Below are 16,181 nucleotides of genomic sequence, written 5' to 3' on the forward strand. Positions count from 1 at the left end.
CGCTAATGATATTTGAAAGGCATTCCAATCTGAAATACAAATATGGAAACAGAAATTTTTGGTGCAGAGGATATTATGTAGATACAGTAGGAAAAAATGCAAAGAAAATACAAGAATATATACAAAATCAAATACAGGAAGATTTGCAATATGACCAGATATCATTGAAAGAGTATATAGACCCGTTTACGGGTGAGCCAGTACAAAAGGGCAAAAAATAAAGCCCTTTAGGGTTTGCCCGAGAAAATAGTGCGGCTGGCGAACTATTCAGTGCGTCTTTAGACGCAAGCAGGTAAAAGCCCCTTATAGGGGCAAATCAAGCCACCAGCTAAGCTGGTGGTCTTGACTTTTAGTGCTTCTAGCATGGACGTAATCTAACGGGTGCAAGTCGTGAATATGTCCTTCTTGATGCATGTCCATAATAAAACTATTTCAGTAAAAAACAGGTGTGAACTGATGAATTTAATGGTATACTGAATACTTATAATCAAGTTGGAAACAATATCCTTGGAGGTGTTTACATTATGATATCACGTAAATCAGTCATAACTTTCGGCATGGTAGCGATTCCGATTGGAATGTCCACAACCACTCAGGACAATGATATTCATTTCAACCAGCTTCATAAGGAAGATAATAGCCGAATCCGATATAAAAAGACCTGTGCCCATTGTGGTAAGGAGGTTAAAGCAGAGGACATTGTAAAGGGATACGAATATGATGAGGACAAGTATGTAGTTATCACAGAGGAGGAAATTGAAAAGATCAAAACCGAAAAGGAAAAATCGATTCAGATTCTGCATTTCGCCCAATTAAACCAGATTTCTCCCGTCTACTATGAAAAGACCTATCAGGCTGTACCTGAGGCAGGGGGCGAAAAAGCCTTCGAGCTGCTTCGTTCCGCATTGATGGCAGAACAGAAGATAGCCATAGGCAAGACTGTTATGGGTACAAAAGACACACTGATGGCGATTATTCCCCGGGAGGATGGTCTCCTTATTTCCACAATGTTTTATGCCGATGACATTAAGGCCCTTCAAAAACAGTACACAAAGCCCGAAGTATCCGAACAGGAACTGAATATGGCAAAAATACTGATCAATTCCATGGATACGCCCTTTGACCCATCAAAATATAAAGATGAATACCAGGAGAGACTACGGGCCCTTATTGAGACAAAAATCTCCGGTAAGGAAATTGTGGCCGCAGAACCTGAAAGTCCAGGTAAAGTAATCGACCTCATGGAGGCTCTTAAGGCCAGCGTAGAGAAAGCTAAGAAAGACAAGGAAACAGCGTGATCTTATGACTTCAAAACTAAACGAGTACAACCAAAAAAGGAACTTTGATAGAACCTTTGAGCCAGAAGGAAAAACAGAAGATTCTGAAGAAATTCTAAGATTTGTTGTCCAGCACCATCTAGCCCGCAAAGACCACTATGATTTGCGTCTGGAATGGAATGAAGTTCTTTTAAGTTGGGCGGTACCCAAGGGTCCCTCCTATGATACACATGATAAGAGACTTGCCGTACAGGTGGAAGACCATCCCTTGGAATACAGGAACTTTGAGGGAACTATTCCCAAAGGAGAATACGGCGGCGGAGTAGTCATGCTATGGGATGAAGGCTTCTGGGAGCCTTATGGGAATGTGGAAGAAGGGCTCCGTGAAGGTATGCTGAAATTTGTCCTGAAAGGAAAACGTCTTAAGGGAAAGTGGGCTTTGGTTCGGTTGAAAGCAAAAGCCGGAGAGACAAAGGATAACTGGCTTTTATTGAAAGAAAAAGATGATTATGTCAAAGATACGGATGGGATATCCGAATTTATCACCAGTATCAGAACCGGACGCACCATGAAGGAAATAGAAGAAGGGGAAGATGAAAAAATCATAAGGAACCCCTTCAGTAAGGTAGATGTACAGCTAGCCAAATTAGTTAATACGGTACCTGAAGGTGAGGATTGGCTCTATGAATTGAAATATGACGGTTATAGGATTATTGCCTTTGTGGAGGGAAACAGTGTACGTCTAATCACCAGAAACGGTAATGATTATATGAGACGGTTTCATGACGTTGCCACTTCGCTTATTGACCTTGCTGGCGGAAGGGCTGTGGTACTGGACGGAGAAATGGCAGTTACGGACCCATCGGGTAAGACAGACTTTCAGGCTCTCCAGAACTATATGAAAAATCCCAAGACCCAAAATCTAACCTATATTGTATTTGATCTTCTTGCATTGGATGGTGCGGATCTTCGAGGATACCCTTTGATTAAGAGGAAAGAAATGCTTGAAACTTTGATGAAGGATGCCCCTAAAAACCTCTACTACAGCCGCTATGTCAGAGGAATCGGAAAGGAAAGCTTTGCTGTGGCCTGCGATGCAGGTATGGAAGGGATTGTGGGCAAAAAAGCCGATTCTGTCTACAGCGGAACCAGAAATGGTGACTGGATTAAGCTCAAATGTGATAAAAGACAGGAATTTGTCATCGGAGGATATACGCTCTCCGACAAAAAAACATGGGGGATAAGTTCCCTTCTCCTTGGTATCTATGAAGGGGAGGAATTGGTCTATGCTGGGCGTGCCGGTACCGGACTAAGCGAGTCTGATATGAAAACACTTGAGAAAAAATTTGAGAACATAAAGAGGATGAATCCGGCTTTTAAAATTGCACCTAGTCCTAAGTCCAATGAAAAGATTACATGGCTTGAACCTGAGCTGGTAGCGGAAATCAAATTTGCCGAATGGACTAAAGAGAATCTATTAAGGCAAGCAAGCTTTAAAGGCATACGGACAGACAAGGATCCTATGGATATAAAAAAGGAAAAGGCGGAGGATGAAAAGTACCAATACTCTGTAAAAGAAGTGGAGAAACCAATGGAAGTAAACGCAAACAGCATTATTATTCAAGGAATAAAAATTTCTAACCCGGACAAGGTAATGTTTGATGATCCTGTAACAACTAAAATAGATGTGGTTCAGTATTATGAAAAGGTTTCGGAGCGTATGCTGCCCTATGTAAGTCATAGGATTCTCAGCATTGTACGCTGTCCTAAGGGTATATCCCAGACCTGCTTCTATAAGAAGCATCCGGGTGCAGGCAGTAAAGGAATCATCACCATTCCCATTACTACCAGCAGTGGGGAAATAGAAGATTATTTTTATATTGAGAATGCCCCTGGTCTTATATCTGAAGTACAGATGGGTACATTGGAATTTCATACTTGGGGAAGCCGTGTAGACGAGATTGAAAAGCCCGATGTGATGGTATTTGATTTGGATCCGGATAAAGGAATGGATTTAAGCCGTGTTCGTCAGGGAGTACTGGATATCAGAAGTATTCTTAACGAACTTTCACTGAACTCATATCTTAAGACCAGCGGAGGTAAAGGGTATCATGTGGTGGTCCCGTTAAAACCGGTTGTGACTTGGGATGCGTTTCACGATTTTGCAAGGCGGGTTGCCGAAGTAATGGAGCAGAAATGGCCTGACCGCTATACAAGTAATGTGAGAAAGGCTAAGCGTACAGATAAGATATTTATCGACTGGATTCGAAACGGCAGAGGAGCTACAAGTATTGCACCCTATTCTATAAGAGCAAGGAAAGGTGCCAGAGTTTCTATGCCTATTGCATGGGATGAACTTGACACAGTGGCTCCCGACGGCATCACCATGGCAGATGCGCTTTTGAGGATAAGCGACAGTGACCCTTGGAAAGGTTTTTTCCAGAATGATCAGATGCTTAAATAGCAAGCCAATTGATAAGCATTATGCCCAATGCTTAGATTGGAGAATTAAGAAATACGTATGTTTATGAGCATTCAGGGGCAAAAATCAGTGAAAGAACCGTTTTTTTGCCTCTGTTTTTTAAGGAGAAAAAAATAATGAAAGTTACAAGAAAAATTATTACATTTCTATTGATTATTTACATAGAAATAACAAATATACTAACATTAAATGCACTTGCAGCTTCTAACGATTCTAAATGGCCGAAAGGACCCAGTGTTACAGCAGAATCTGCAATTTTAATGGATGTTAACACCGGAACTATTCTTTTTGAAAAAAATCCCCATAAACAACTATATCCAGCCAGCATTACAAAGATTATGACTACTTTGCTAGCACTAGAAAATAGCAATTTATCAGACACGGTAACCTATTCTAAAAGTGCAATTTATAATCTTCGCTATGATAGCAGTAAAATCTATGCTAATGTTGGAGAAAAACTTACGGTAGAACAGAGTTTATATGGTATTATGTTAGCCTCAGCAGGTGATTGTTCCAATGGTATAGCAGAACATATTAGTGGAAGTATAGAAGCTTTTGCAGATTTAATGAACAAAAAGGCAGAAGATTTGGGTTGTCAGAATACACATTTTGTTAATCCCCATGGAATGCCGGATGATAATCACTATACATCAGCATATGATATGGCTCTCATTACGAAGGCTGCTTTACAATATGAACAATTCCGTAAAATTGCCGGAGCCAAAAAATATACCATACCTCCAACTAACTTACAGAAAGAATCAAGATATTTAACCAACCATCATAAAATGTTAATTAAATCAAATTATACATATGAAGGTTGTGAAGGAGGGAAAACCGGATATACAGTTGCTTCTGGATATACCTTGGTCACTTATGCAAAACGTGGAGATATGGAACTTTTGTGTGTTATACTAAAAGATGCTGCTACGGAACATTATACGGATACTGCCAAGTTGTTTGACTGGGGATTTAAGAATTTTAAAAGCTTAAACATTTCTTCTTATTTATCAGAAAATCAGTTAAGCAATTACACATTATTTGATAAGGCTGCTTTGAAAGCGGATGATGGTGCTGATTATGTAATAGAAATAGATAAAAATAGCAGCATATTAATTCCCAAAACAGCATCATTTGATGATCTAAAACCCACTTTTATAAAGAATTACAACAAAGATACCAGTATTCCTACAATAAGAACTATTTCTTATACATTTTCAGGTAAAGAAGTTGGTTCAGTAGCGGTGAATTTTATAAAGATATCTAACTCTGTGGAAGATAATTACAATAATTTGGATAATGCAGAAATTTCTATAAAAAACTCGGCTTCAGATGTTAATTACAATAAGAAGCGGTCTATATCATTTATTAAAATTGGACTTACAATTTTTGTAGTAATAATATTCGTATCTGTAACTTATTTAATTATTAAAAAAAGAAAATAATATAGATTTACTAAGTAAGTAATAATTGTATCAAATCCTATTTCTTAGTTTATATCTGATTGGGGAAAACAATGGATAGGTATATGAAAGATTAAATAAAAAAGGTATGATTTGTATGCAGGCTTTCAGAAAAAATTCTGAGAGCCTGCAACATTTTAACTTCTCAATAAATATAATGTCTTTTATAAACTCAATAAATTTAAGGAATATTATTCAATAATATATGCACTAAGGATCTCTCCGTAATAAGCAGTATGAAAATCCTTATTTGCCCCGTGGAATGTACTATCAACATTCTGTGGGTAAAATGCTTTTTTGTCTTCTTCTGTAATTTCACGTTCATCTTGTTTTTGCTTGTATATAACCCTGCACTCTAGAGTTAAAGGAAGCTCCTTAATAGCAGGAACAGAAACACGATCAGGTGTTTCAAGGGCCAAGTTAAGCTCTTTGACTTTATCAATTTCACGTCCGGATTTTGTCCCGCAAATCCCTAATATCTTTTTATCAAAATCGCCATATGGTATATTTATTGTAAATTCAGAATTTTTTTCAAGTTGTAGTTTTGTAAAACGATTCTCTCTAACAAAAACAGTAAAGATAGGTTTTGACCATTCAATACCTAATGTACCCCATGAAATAGTCATAGAGTTTACCTTGTCATCTGTCTTTGTTGTCAACAAAACCCCTGTTTTAACTGCTTTCATTATATCGTTGGCATAATCAAATACTTCAATTTCTTTTTTCATATGTTATCTCCTTGTATAATTTATGTATATATATTATGATAGAATAATTATATTAACAAGTATGCACTTTTTTGATAGATACTATAAAAAAGGAGAGTTAGAGTGGAAGAGAAACATTATAGTATTTTTTATTGTGGTTAAGTGTACTAGGGTTAGAATGCGTATTAACAGACATGTAGAGGCCTGTTATTTACTGGAACATTAGAAAGGATGATCAATGTTGATAGAGAATAAAAAAATAGGGCAATCGGAATATGATATCCGTCGATTGTCAGGTGATGATGGGATTGATGTACAAGACCTGTGCGAAAGATGTTCCGATTTTTCGATGCTGATTGAAGGCAGACCTCCTGAAAAAGATGCGGGTAACAGCATTTTATCTGATTTGCCACCAGGCAAAGAGTTAAAAGACAAGTATGTTTTCGGAGTTTATAATGAAAATAATACTTTAATTGCAGTCATTGATATGATTAAAGATTATAAAGAACCTGGAGAATGGATAATAGGATTACTGATGATAGACCCAAGTGACAGAGGAAATGGTTTGGGAAGAAAATTACACGAACTTATAAAAACCTGGGTTTTGGAAGAGCATGGTAAGGCATTAAGAATTGGAGTAGTAGAAGAAAATTATAGAGGACATAAGTTTTGGAGAGAAATGGGGTATGTTGAAGCGGGCAGAGCAAAAGCAACCTATGGAAAAAAAGAACATACAGTAATAATTATGAATTTAATCTTTAGTAAAGAAAACTTATCATAGGAATTATAATGATTTGAGAAGAATTAAACAATGAAGAAAGGAAAATAATCCGGTTATTTTTTATAATACACAAAGGATTATTAAAAGAATATGAATATTGTAAAGGAATTTTTAAAAGGTATATTAATAGGTGTTGCCAATATTATCCCTGGTGTCAGCGGCGGCACAATGGCTGTATCCATGGGCGTGTATGACAAAATTATCAAGTCTATTACAGGAATGAGTAAAAATTTCAAGAAAAGTATTCTGACACTGCTTCCTTATGTAATCGGTGCGGCTACCGGTATTGGGATTTTATCATTTGTTGTCAGATATGTTTTAAGTAATTACCCAATGCAAACCAGTGGATTATTTATCGGGCTGATTATGGGAGGATTACCAATTTTAGTGAAACAAGTAAAAGGAGCTAGATTTACCGCTGCAAATATCATTGCATTTGCAGTGTTTTTCTGTATTGTTACCGGTATGGCATTTCTTAGCGGAAATGAAAGTTCTACTACGGACATTGCAGTGAATCTCGGTACGGTTGTTCAACTATTTTTTATAGGAGTAATTGCATCCGCTACTATGATTATACCCGGCGTAAGCGGCTCCCTGGTAATGATGATATGCGGATTTTATGGTATAATAATTAGTAACATCAGTAATTTTATTTCATTATTACTTCATTTTGATAAATTTGCCCTTATCCACGGATTTGGAGTATTATTTCCATTTGGTCTTGGTGTCCTGGTAGGGATTGGCTTAGTTGCAAAGTTAATCGAGATTTTATTTGCGAAGGTTCCGGTATTAACTTATTGTGCTATTTTAGGATTAATAGTTGGTTCACCCATTGCTATTATATATAAGGCAGGTATCTCATCCATATCAATTTTAGGTGCTTCGGTTACTGTGGTTACTTTTTGTGTTGGTTTTGCCATTTCATTCTTTCTTGGTAAGGATGAAAATACGGAGCCTGAAAATGTTAAATTAGAGTCCTAAAGAATAAAATTATCCTAAAAATACAAAGTAAGATTCTTCAAAGAATATGAAATCCATAGCCTTGTAGAAGGAAAAAGTTAATTTGTTGGTATAAATATGAAGATATTAGAAATGATAGCTGTATCCAGAGTATTGAAGGAGGATTTTACAATGGAAGAACAGTCTACAAAAGGCACAAAATCCCCGTCTCAATTAATTGATGAGAGAATTGAGGAACTGGGGGATTGGCGAGGGCAGATGCTCTCAAAGGTAAGAAACCTGATTAAGGAGGCTGACCCTGAGGTAGTGGAGGAGTTGAAGTGGAGGGGTACTCCTGTGTGGTCTCACGATGGGATAATATGTACCGGGGAGACTTACAAGAATGTGGTAAAGATGACTTTCGCTAAAGGTGCGTCACTTGAGGATCCCGCACATATCTTTAACTCAAGCCTGGATGGGAACACCAGGAGGGCTATTGATTTCCACCAGGGTGACCAGGTGGATGAGGAAGCCCTTAAGGAGTTAATCCGCTCAGCCATTGCCTTAAATAAGTCCAGTCCCAAAACTTCCCGCAAGGGGTAAGTTTCTCCCACTATAAGTATTTCTGAACAACTATAAGGCAGGATAAAAACCACCTGCTGTTCTAATAGTGTATAGCTGGACATACCAAAATTAGGAGGGTACAACATGGAAGTTTTTGCAGAATATTTAGCTCGTATTGACAACCCGCAGCATAAGAGCCGAATGGAAGAAGTTTTGGGTTGGATAATTAAGACGTTTCCAAATTTGATGCCTAGAATTGCGTGGAATCAGCCTATGTTTACCGATCATGGAACATTTATTATCGGCTTTAGCATATCCAAATATCATATGGCTGTTGCCCCTGAAAGAGCAGGGATTAATCATTTTACTGGTGAAATTCTACAGGCAGGCTATAACCATAGCAAGGAATTGGTACGTATCCCATGGGACAGTCCGGTAGATTTTTTATTACTGGAGAAAATGATCCGGTTTAATATTTTGGATAAGGCAGAATGCTCAACTTTTTGGCGGAAATAGATAAAAGCGGGAGCCATGAACTGTATTCATGGTTCCCGCTTTTGCTCATAATATCATTGGGAAATTGAACTTGATAAGGATCTATATTCTTATAAGAGGCTGTGTACTGCATCTGAAGGAGCCTCCAAAACTTCGGGAAATTCTAAAATCAACATATTCTACAGTTATTCCTCTAGCTTTTAACTGTTCTGCAATATATTCAAATTGAGGATCTAAAACATAAGTAGACTCATTTATTGGAAGTCCATTTATCGCCAAATAGGCAATATCTTTATAAGGAACAGATATTTTATCCCATTTTTTCAATGGTTCTGGAATTCCCTCTAAAAAGGCTTCTTCACAAATAATCATCAAACCCTCCCTTACAAGACTTAATGCACAATCTAAATGGAGTACCTCTTTTTTTAACGGAACTTCAATTACATCATACCCCCAGTGGGATAAATATGACTTAAGCCAGAGATAACCATTATGATTTGAAGCTTGCCCGGAATTTCCCACAAATATAGTCTTGTCCAAAACTAAGATATCGCCCCCCTCCAAAAACGGACCTGCCTCAGCATGTAGGCCTTCTGAAATATCTGGTTTTGGTACAGACAAATAAAAGGCATCACTTTTATAAGCCTCTGCTGCAAGAGTATCCCGAATTGGTAAGATTTCATTTCTTCTATGAAGGAAGCGTAAAGAGCCTTCTATAATTGAAGAACCAATGGTAAAAAAGGGATCACGGACAAAGAAATTACAGCAGCCATATTCCTTACCGATTTCTCTTTCATGTTCGGTCAGCAATCGAGGAAGAAGAACTTCTACCCCATATTTTTCAAGTACTTTTTTAAATTCTTCACGCTCTTCTTCCCATTGTTCCTGACGGTCAGGAAAAACATCTTTATAATCTTTTCCAGCAGTATCAACACTGGCATATAAATCTAAACTTTCCTCTGCAAGAAAAGTACTATCATTATTACTGTCTTCTCGTTCCGGAAAGATAAACTCCGATTGGGCTAATACAACTTTTCTCAATGGTGCAAATTCACTTTTAACTGCAATCATGTTCTTTTTCATCACAAATCAAATCCTTTCAAAATATTCTTTACCTTTATTTATAAAAGTATTTAGAACGTACCTGTAATATAATAGGCACGTTATCAATCAAATTTTATGTATTATATCATTATATATCACAAAAGTGAATTGTTATCTCAAAGCTTTACAGAATATAACAGCTTTTAATTTATACTAAAATTAATTTATCGAAATATTTCTTTAATAGATTGGTAAATAATGTACTAGGGAATAACTTCTTTGAATTTACAACAATAGGAATTATGTTTTGGAATGTAATGACAAGTAGAAAATCATATATGGAGATTTCATATAAAATATAGAAATAGTAGCATAATGTGGAATAAGTATAATTGAAATAATTCTATATAAAGATATAATATACTCATGGGATATAGCGGATTTCCTATAATTTTATTGGATATTTAAGAAAGTAGGATTACTTTATGAAAAAGCGCTTCAATTGTCTTAATCGGTTTGATACGATTTTTAATCGTCTGATCTTATCCTTTGTGGTATTGGTTGTAGCTGTAGCTCTTTTTATCGGAATTATTCTTACGGTACAATTTTCCGTTAACTATAATAAAAAAATAGAAGAATTAGAAAATTATCGGCTAAGATATCTGAAAAACAATGTGGAAGCTCTTTTTAAAGATTCCAATCAAATTATTTTAGACATTATAAATTTAGGTAATCAAAACGAGGATATTCAAAAGTATTTATATTATCCTATGGAAAAAGACATGTTAAAGGCGGTTAATATATTAGATTTTATAAAAGTTATACGTACACAAAAGGATTCTTTTATTTCAAGCATAGAACTTTATACAGAAAAGAATAACGTACATATCTCCACCTTTACCGGAATTAATTTTAGCTCTTATAGGGAAGATTTTCTAAAAGAGCAGGGTGTTTTTCATACAGAGACTAATTATCAAAATAGTAAACGGTGGATTTCTCACCGGGTTTTAACATTTGGTAATCGGGAACATAGGGTATATACCTTTGCTGCTAAATATCCCTTATATACTGAAAATCCTTCTATGGTAAAGGGGTATGTGGCGGTGAATATTAAAGAAGATGTGTTTTATAGGCTTCTAAAGGATTTTATTACAAGGGAATTGGATGCTGTTGCAATTATGAACCGCCAAGGGGAAATAATTGCTATAGAGGGAAATACAGAGGGATTTCATACTTTACTAAAGAATAAAAAAGAGCTGATAGATGACATAATAGCAGATGGGGGAAGAAAGGGAAACTATAGGATTGGTGATAGGGTTGTTACCAGCCAATCTGCCGGTATAGAAGATTGGGTTATTATTAATATGGTTTCCACGAAAGAGTATTTTGATGAAACACGAAAAATTCAAATGAATATTTTATATTTTTCCTGTACTGTAATTGTTGTGGGAATTCTTATCTCCTACCTTTTTGCAAGGAACCTGTACAGACCTTTTTACTTAATTATAAATAGGCTGGATAGAATGAAGTTTAGTAAGAAGGCAAGAGAAAGTGAATATTATTATATTGATAGGGCCATAGAAGAATTATATGATCGGGCAATAGAAAAAGAAGCAGTACTATATGAAAACAGAAATATTATTAAGCGTGATTTTGTTTTAAATCTACTATCGGCAAAGATTACAAATGAAAAGGAAGTGGATGATAAATTAACCCTTTTAGGTTGCAATTTATCTTTCAACTCCCATTACGTTCTGATTATTAAACTACATCAGAAAATATACAACAGTTTAGATGAATTAACAAGAAATCTGCTTATTTACAATATGACTTATTTTTTTGACAACTATTCAAACAGTGAAGGACGTTGTTTGTCCGCTGACTTATTTGATGGAACGGTTTGTGTTGTCTTCTCTATAAGAGAAGATGATAAGAGAGAATTGGCTGTCTTAAGGAATAAGTTCACAGATTATATGAAAATTAACTTTTCTGTAGATCCAATCATACTTCAAAGTATTGGATTTACAAAGCTTATAGAGGTACATAGAAATTACCAGCGATTAGAAAAGCTAATAGATTATTTATATTTTATACCCCATGTTTACTTCTTAAATGAAGAAGAATTAAAGTCTAAAGTATCTAATCTAAAAGAGACCATGAATATTGATTTTGAAGTATTTAGTGAAGCATTGGTTTCCAGAAATATAGGACAGATTGATATTATACTAAAGAACTTTATTACAGAAGCCGCAGAACTTACTGTTTCAGCAGAATATTTAAATGGAGCTGTACTGAAATTTGTATTTTTATATAATCACTTTATGAGAGATATTATGAAAGAAAGCAAAAATAAGAACGACACCCAGCTATTTAAAGACATTAATGATTTATATAACGTAGAGGATTTTTACTTCTGGTTTATGAAATTAATAGAAACTACCTTTGAGGAATTATCCAGCTTAGAAGAAAATCCAACAAAGACGGTAGTACAATTAATTGAAAAAGTGATTATGGAGAACTTAGAGGAAAACCTATCTTTAGAATTTATAGCAGAGAAGGTATTTCTAAGTCCAAAATATATCAGCCGGATTTTTAAAGAAGAAAGAGGAATGAATATAACCCAGTTTATGACGGAATGTAAGTTGAAAAAAGCCGCTAAATTGTTGGTAGAAAGTAATCTACCATTGGAAGAACTTATTAAACAAGTAGGATTTAGCAGCTCCAACTACTTCATTAAAAAGTTCAAAGAAAAATATTCCATAACACCAGTTCAGTATAGGCGTAATTCCATCACATAAAATCGTTTCAAGCAGATATAAAAGCCATATAAAAAATTGGTTGTAGTAGCTTTGCTCTGTAGGTTGTTGGAAACTCAGAAAGTGCTCATTAAAGCTTTCATAATGACTCAATTTATATGTTCAAGGATAACAGGGTGTATATGATTAATTTTGCTACCTTACCCTGTCGGCCGGATTACGCAAAATTAATCATATACACCCTGTTATCCAAATTTAGTTTAAGAGTTATTACGAAAGCTTAGTAAACACTTTCTACTCCAATCCACTTACTTTTGCTTACCATAGGGTAAGGTAACCAAATAAAAATTTAGTTTACTAATGCACGTACGCTTTGCCCTGAAGTTATGTAAAAAACTCAAAAAGTGTTAATTGGACCTTCATAATGACTCAATTTATATTTTGTAAGATAACGTGGTGTATAGGATAAATTTTGCTACCTTACCCTCGTGAGGCATGGCCTTGGTAGAGCCTCAAAGCGCATGACAAATATCGCAGAGGGCGATACTTGTCACTGAGTCTCTAGTCGGCCATAAACAGCCTTCTCGGCCGGATGACGCAAAATTTATCCTATACACCACGTTATCTAATTTACTTTATTGAGAGTCATTACGAAGACCCAATTAGCACTTTTGAGTTCAATTTACGTAGTGAGGCAAAGCTGTTTATGAAATTATTTTTTATCAAACAAGTTTTAATCAATTTAAGAAAATAATTTCTTTATTAGACAATAACTATTGGTATTTCCAAATTAAATATAACAAATAGGTTCTTCCTTCATCTCATACTATCTGTTTTAGCACCTTCAAAAACTTCTATATCCATCTAATTAAGTATGAACTTTAAACTAAAAAAGTTCAATTTATATGGACTTGTGTCAATAACGTAGACACAAAAAGTTTAACTTTTGATGCCGCTAATGCTGCTTCATGAGCAGCCTGCGGAGTCAAATAATAATGGCACCATGAATCCTTTTTCTGTTGTACCAGGATTCAATATATTCAAATACAGCCTTGCGGGCAGCATTGAAATCATTGTATTTATGATGATTGATCTCTTCCTTCTTTAGCACGGAATGGAAGGATTCAATACATGCATTATCATAAGGATTTCCTTTTCGGCTAAAAGAATGAATAATACCTTTGAAAGACAGGTAATCCTCAAATATCCTACTGGTATACTGTGTGCCCAAATCGCTGTGCAGAATGATGCCTTCAATAACCTTTACATTTAAACATGCATTTTTAACTGCCGGCATAGCCAATTCGGCTGTCATGGAAGTATCATAGGCATAACCAATGATCTTCTTGCTATGAAGGTCCATGACGGAAGCTAGATAGGTCCATCCTTCCCGTACTGTATGGATATAGGTAATGTCTGTACACCATTTTTGATTGATTCCAGCTGTATTGAAATCACGGCTTAGGATGTTTTTCTTTTGTTCAGTCGTGATTCTTTCTGAGTGGTATCTGAACTTCTTTATAACAATAGAACGAAGTCCCATATCAATCATATATCGTTGTACTCGTTTTAAGCTAATTGATTTACCTTGGCTGATTAGTACCATATGAATTTTAGGTGCACCATATCTGGCTTTGCTATCAGTCCAGATTTTCTTGATTTCTGCCTTAAATTTATCGGCTTCTAGCTGTCGTTTTGAAGGTACACTAACGAGAGCCTTATAATAGATACTTCGAGGAAATTTCAAGGCTTTGCATATAAGTTTTACAGTATATTTTGTTTTGTATTTTTCGATGAAGGTAACGATTTCTTCTATCGTTTTCTTGCGAATATGGCAGTAGCTTTTTTTAAGATTTCATTCTCCATTTCAAGTTCAGCGATACGTTTTTTCATTTTCTCGTAGTCCTTAGAGTTGATTTCTTCTTTTTCTGATACTTTAACTGGAGATAGCTGCTTAATCCAACTATAAATCGTTACTTTGTGACACCATATTCACTGCTTAAGAAGGAAACTGAACTACCTGAATTATACAGATCAACAATCTGTTGTTTGAATTCTTCCGAATAACGGGTACCGTTCTTGGACATTGTTTAACACACACCTTTCTATGAAACATTTTATCGTGTTAAACTTTCCGTGTCCATACTTATATACTAACACCAATATATTTAGGTAACGATGTGTAATGAAATTTTGTATATAATTATTTTCCCTTATAAATAATAATAATTCATTAGTGTTACCATTATCTAAAACAACATAAAAATAAATGGTTATAAAATAAGTTCGATAAACAGCTTTACTTCACAACATAAATTAAACTCAGAAAGTACTCATTGAGCTTTCGTAATGACTCTCATAAACTAAATTAGGATAACAGGGTGTATATGATTGATTTTGCGTAATCCGGCCGACAGGGTAAGGTAGCAAAATCAATCATATACACCCTGTTATCCTTGAACAATGTAAATTGAGTCATTAGGCTTAATAAGCACTTTCTGAGTTCTCAACAAACTACAGAGCAAAGCGTCCTACTAAATTTTTATTTAACAGAGAAAATACCATAAAAGAAGAAATGGTAATAGAATGTGGAAATAATACCATTGCTTTTTCTCAGTATAAATGCCAAGTAGAAGAATTTATACTCTAATATGGAATATTTGTGATTGTAATCTAATAGAGATGCCTTTATTCTATAACCGTAACGTTACAGGAAATACGGACAGAGGAGGCAAAATGTTAGAAAAGAAAAAGAAGAAGAAAAAAAGATTAGAAATATTAACGAATAAATGGTTATATCTTATGTTCTTGCCGGTATTTATATGGTATTTGTTATTTGCTTATTTGCCAATGGGCGGGATGGTGATCGCCTTTCAAAAATATGATATCGTAAAGGGAATTTTTAAAAGTACATGGGTTGGTTTAACAAACTTTAAAATCCTTTTTACAGATCCATATTTTCCAAGGTTGTTTAGTAACACACTATTGCTTAATATATTTGGATTGATTTTTGGATTTCCATTACCTATTATACTTGCAATTGCATTTAATGAAATCAGAAGAAAGAAGTTTAAGAAGATAACCCAGACAATCAGCTATTTGCCTTACTTTATTTCCTCAGTGGTGGTAATGTCCATGGTAATACAATTTGTTTCAAATTCAGGCTTGATTAATATGGTACTAAATAAATTGGGCCATGAAAGCATAAATTTTTTGCAAATTCCTAAATATTTTAGAACTATATTTATTACTACAGGAATATGGCAGGGAACAGGATTCGGAGCAATTATATATATGGCTGCACTTGCAGGAATTTCTACTGAGCAATACGAAGCAGCTACTGTAGATGGGGCGGGTAAGTTTCAAAAAATGCTTTATATTACATTGCCGGGGTTAGCTCCCACCATTGTAATTATGTTATTGATTAATCTAGGTTCCATTCTTAATGTGGGTCATGAACGTATTATCCTTTTATACAATCCTGCAATTTATGAAACAGCAGATGTGTTTAATACTTATGTATATCGGGAAGGGCTTGCAAATAGGCGTTATAGCTATGCACAGGCAATGTCCATCTTTCAGAATACGGTAGGATTTGTATTAGTGTATCTGGCAAATAAAATTACCAGAAAGTTAGATGGTACAACTTTATGGTAAAAGGATATAAAGGAGA

Annotated in this window: 12 protein-coding genes and 1 pseudogene; 10 read left to right on the plus strand and 3 right to left on the minus strand. The window is 35.2% G+C overall.

Going from position 1 to position 16,181, the window contains the following annotated elements:
- The 4 genes from BM183_RS18580 to BM183_RS18595 form a co-directional block, all read left to right on the plus strand.
- Positions 1-221: transposase (locus BM183_RS18580; protein ID WP_170847861.1), on the plus strand; the 221-nt coding region annotated here is incomplete at its 5' end.
- Positions 222-524: 303 nt separating this feature from the next.
- A complete protein-coding gene (gene ku, locus BM183_RS18585) occupies positions 525-1,298 on the plus strand; it encodes a non-homologous end joining protein Ku (protein ID WP_091688814.1) in 774 nt (257 codons plus the stop codon).
- A gap of 4 nt (positions 1,299-1,302) precedes the next feature.
- Positions 1,303-3,741 carry a DNA ligase D gene (ligD, locus tag BM183_RS18590; protein ID WP_091688816.1) on the plus strand — a complete coding sequence of 813 codons (2,439 nt, stop codon included), beginning with the start codon at positions 1,303-1,305 and terminating at the stop codon, positions 3,739-3,741.
- A gap of 134 nt (positions 3,742-3,875) precedes the next feature.
- Positions 3,876-5,204, plus strand: a complete 1,329-nt coding sequence (locus tag BM183_RS18595) for a D-alanyl-D-alanine carboxypeptidase family protein (RefSeq protein ID WP_091688818.1) — start codon at positions 3,876-3,878, stop codon at positions 5,202-5,204.
- A gap of 209 nt (positions 5,205-5,413) precedes the next feature.
- Here BM183_RS18595 and BM183_RS18600 read toward each other — a convergent pair whose 3' ends face one another.
- Positions 5,414-5,950 carry a flavin reductase family protein gene (locus BM183_RS18600; RefSeq protein ID WP_091688820.1) on the minus strand — a complete coding sequence of 179 codons (537 nt, stop codon included), beginning with the start codon at positions 5,948-5,950 and terminating at the stop codon, positions 5,414-5,416.
- 217 nt (positions 5,951-6,167) lie between these two features.
- Between BM183_RS18600 and BM183_RS18605 the strand changes: the two genes are divergently transcribed.
- The 4 genes from BM183_RS18605 to BM183_RS18620 all read left to right on the plus strand — a co-directional run bounded on the left by BM183_RS18605 (position 6,168) and on the right by BM183_RS18620 (position 8,729).
- Positions 6,168-6,710: a GNAT family N-acetyltransferase gene (locus BM183_RS18605; RefSeq protein ID WP_091688822.1), complete on the plus strand. Its 543-nt coding sequence runs from the start codon at positions 6,168-6,170 to the stop codon at positions 6,708-6,710.
- Between the two features lie 90 nt (positions 6,711-6,800).
- Positions 6,801-7,691 (plus strand): DUF368 domain-containing protein, encoded by an 891-nt coding sequence (locus tag BM183_RS18610; RefSeq protein WP_091688824.1) that lies wholly within the window; start codon positions 6,801-6,803, stop codon positions 7,689-7,691.
- Positions 7,692-7,787: 96 nt separating this feature from the next.
- On the plus strand, positions 7,788-8,252 hold the full coding sequence (locus tag BM183_RS18615) for a DUF1801 domain-containing protein (RefSeq protein WP_242961052.1): 465 nt from the start codon (positions 7,788-7,790) through the stop codon (positions 8,250-8,252).
- 105 nt (positions 8,253-8,357) lie between these two features.
- Positions 8,358-8,729 carry an iron chaperone gene (locus tag BM183_RS18620; RefSeq protein WP_091688828.1) on the plus strand — a complete coding sequence of 124 codons (372 nt, stop codon included), beginning with the start codon at positions 8,358-8,360 and terminating at the stop codon, positions 8,727-8,729.
- An 81-nt stretch (positions 8,730-8,810) separates the two neighbouring features.
- Here the strand turns inward: BM183_RS18620 and BM183_RS18625 are convergent, their stop codons facing one another.
- Positions 8,811-9,791, minus strand: coding sequence for a dimethylarginine dimethylaminohydrolase family protein (locus BM183_RS18625; protein WP_170848082.1), 981 nt, complete (start codon positions 9,789-9,791; stop codon positions 8,811-8,813).
- A 446-nt stretch (positions 9,792-10,237) separates the two neighbouring features.
- Between BM183_RS18625 and BM183_RS18630 the strand changes: the two genes are divergently transcribed.
- A complete protein-coding gene (locus tag BM183_RS18630) occupies positions 10,238-12,550 on the plus strand; it encodes an AraC family transcriptional regulator (protein ID WP_091688832.1) in 2,313 nt (770 codons plus the stop codon).
- Between the two features lie 854 nt (positions 12,551-13,404).
- Here BM183_RS18630 and BM183_RS18635 read toward each other — a convergent pair.
- A pseudogene (locus BM183_RS18635) lies at positions 13,405-14,595 on the minus strand (IS3 family transposase).
- A 649-nt stretch (positions 14,596-15,244) separates the two neighbouring features.
- On the opposite strand from BM183_RS18635, the gene BM183_RS18640 reads away from it, so the two are divergent.
- The gene (locus tag BM183_RS18640; protein ID WP_091688833.1) at positions 15,245-16,165 is read left to right on the plus strand and encodes an ABC transporter permease; all 921 of its coding nucleotides are present in this window, start codon (positions 15,245-15,247) and stop codon (positions 16,163-16,165) included.
- Positions 16,166-16,181: the final 16 nt, after the last annotated feature.

Source organism: Anaerocolumna aminovalerica (assembly GCF_900115365.1).
Taxonomy (GTDB): Bacteria; Bacillota; Clostridia; order Lachnospirales; family Lachnospiraceae; genus Anaerocolumna; species Anaerocolumna aminovalerica.

What these genes read in the sequence shown, in the direction of transcription:
- BM183_RS18610 (WP_091688824.1), top strand. Translation starts at nt 6,801, where the DNA reads ATGAATATTGTAAAGGAATTTTTAAAAGGTATATTAATAGGTGTTGCC.
- BM183_RS18620 (WP_091688828.1), top strand. Translation starts at nt 8,358, where the DNA reads ATGGAAGTTTTTGCAGAATATTTAGCTCGTATTGACAACCCGCAGCAT.
- ku (WP_091688814.1), top strand. Translation starts at nt 525, where the DNA reads ATGATATCACGTAAATCAGTCATAACTTTCGGCATGGTAGCGATTCCG.
- BM183_RS18595 (WP_091688818.1), top strand. Translation starts at nt 3,876, where the DNA reads ATGAAAGTTACAAGAAAAATTATTACATTTCTATTGATTATTTACATA.
- BM183_RS18625 (WP_170848082.1), bottom strand. Translation starts at nt 9,791, where the DNA reads ATGAAAAAGAACATGATTGCAGTTAAAAGTGAATTTGCACCATTGAGA.
- BM183_RS18600 (WP_091688820.1), bottom strand. Translation starts at nt 5,950, where the DNA reads ATGAAAAAAGAAATTGAAGTATTTGATTATGCCAACGATATAATGAAA.
- ligD (WP_091688816.1), top strand. Translation starts at nt 1,303, where the DNA reads ATGACTTCAAAACTAAACGAGTACAACCAAAAAAGGAACTTTGATAGA.
- BM183_RS18640 (WP_091688833.1), top strand. Translation starts at nt 15,245, where the DNA reads ATGTTAGAAAAGAAAAAGAAGAAGAAAAAAAGATTAGAAATATTAACG.
- BM183_RS18605 (WP_091688822.1), top strand. Translation starts at nt 6,168, where the DNA reads ATGTTGATAGAGAATAAAAAAATAGGGCAATCGGAATATGATATCCGT.
- BM183_RS18630 (WP_091688832.1), top strand. Translation starts at nt 10,238, where the DNA reads ATGAAAAAGCGCTTCAATTGTCTTAATCGGTTTGATACGATTTTTAAT.
- BM183_RS18615 (WP_242961052.1), top strand. Translation starts at nt 7,788, where the DNA reads ATGAAGATATTAGAAATGATAGCTGTATCCAGAGTATTGAAGGAGGAT.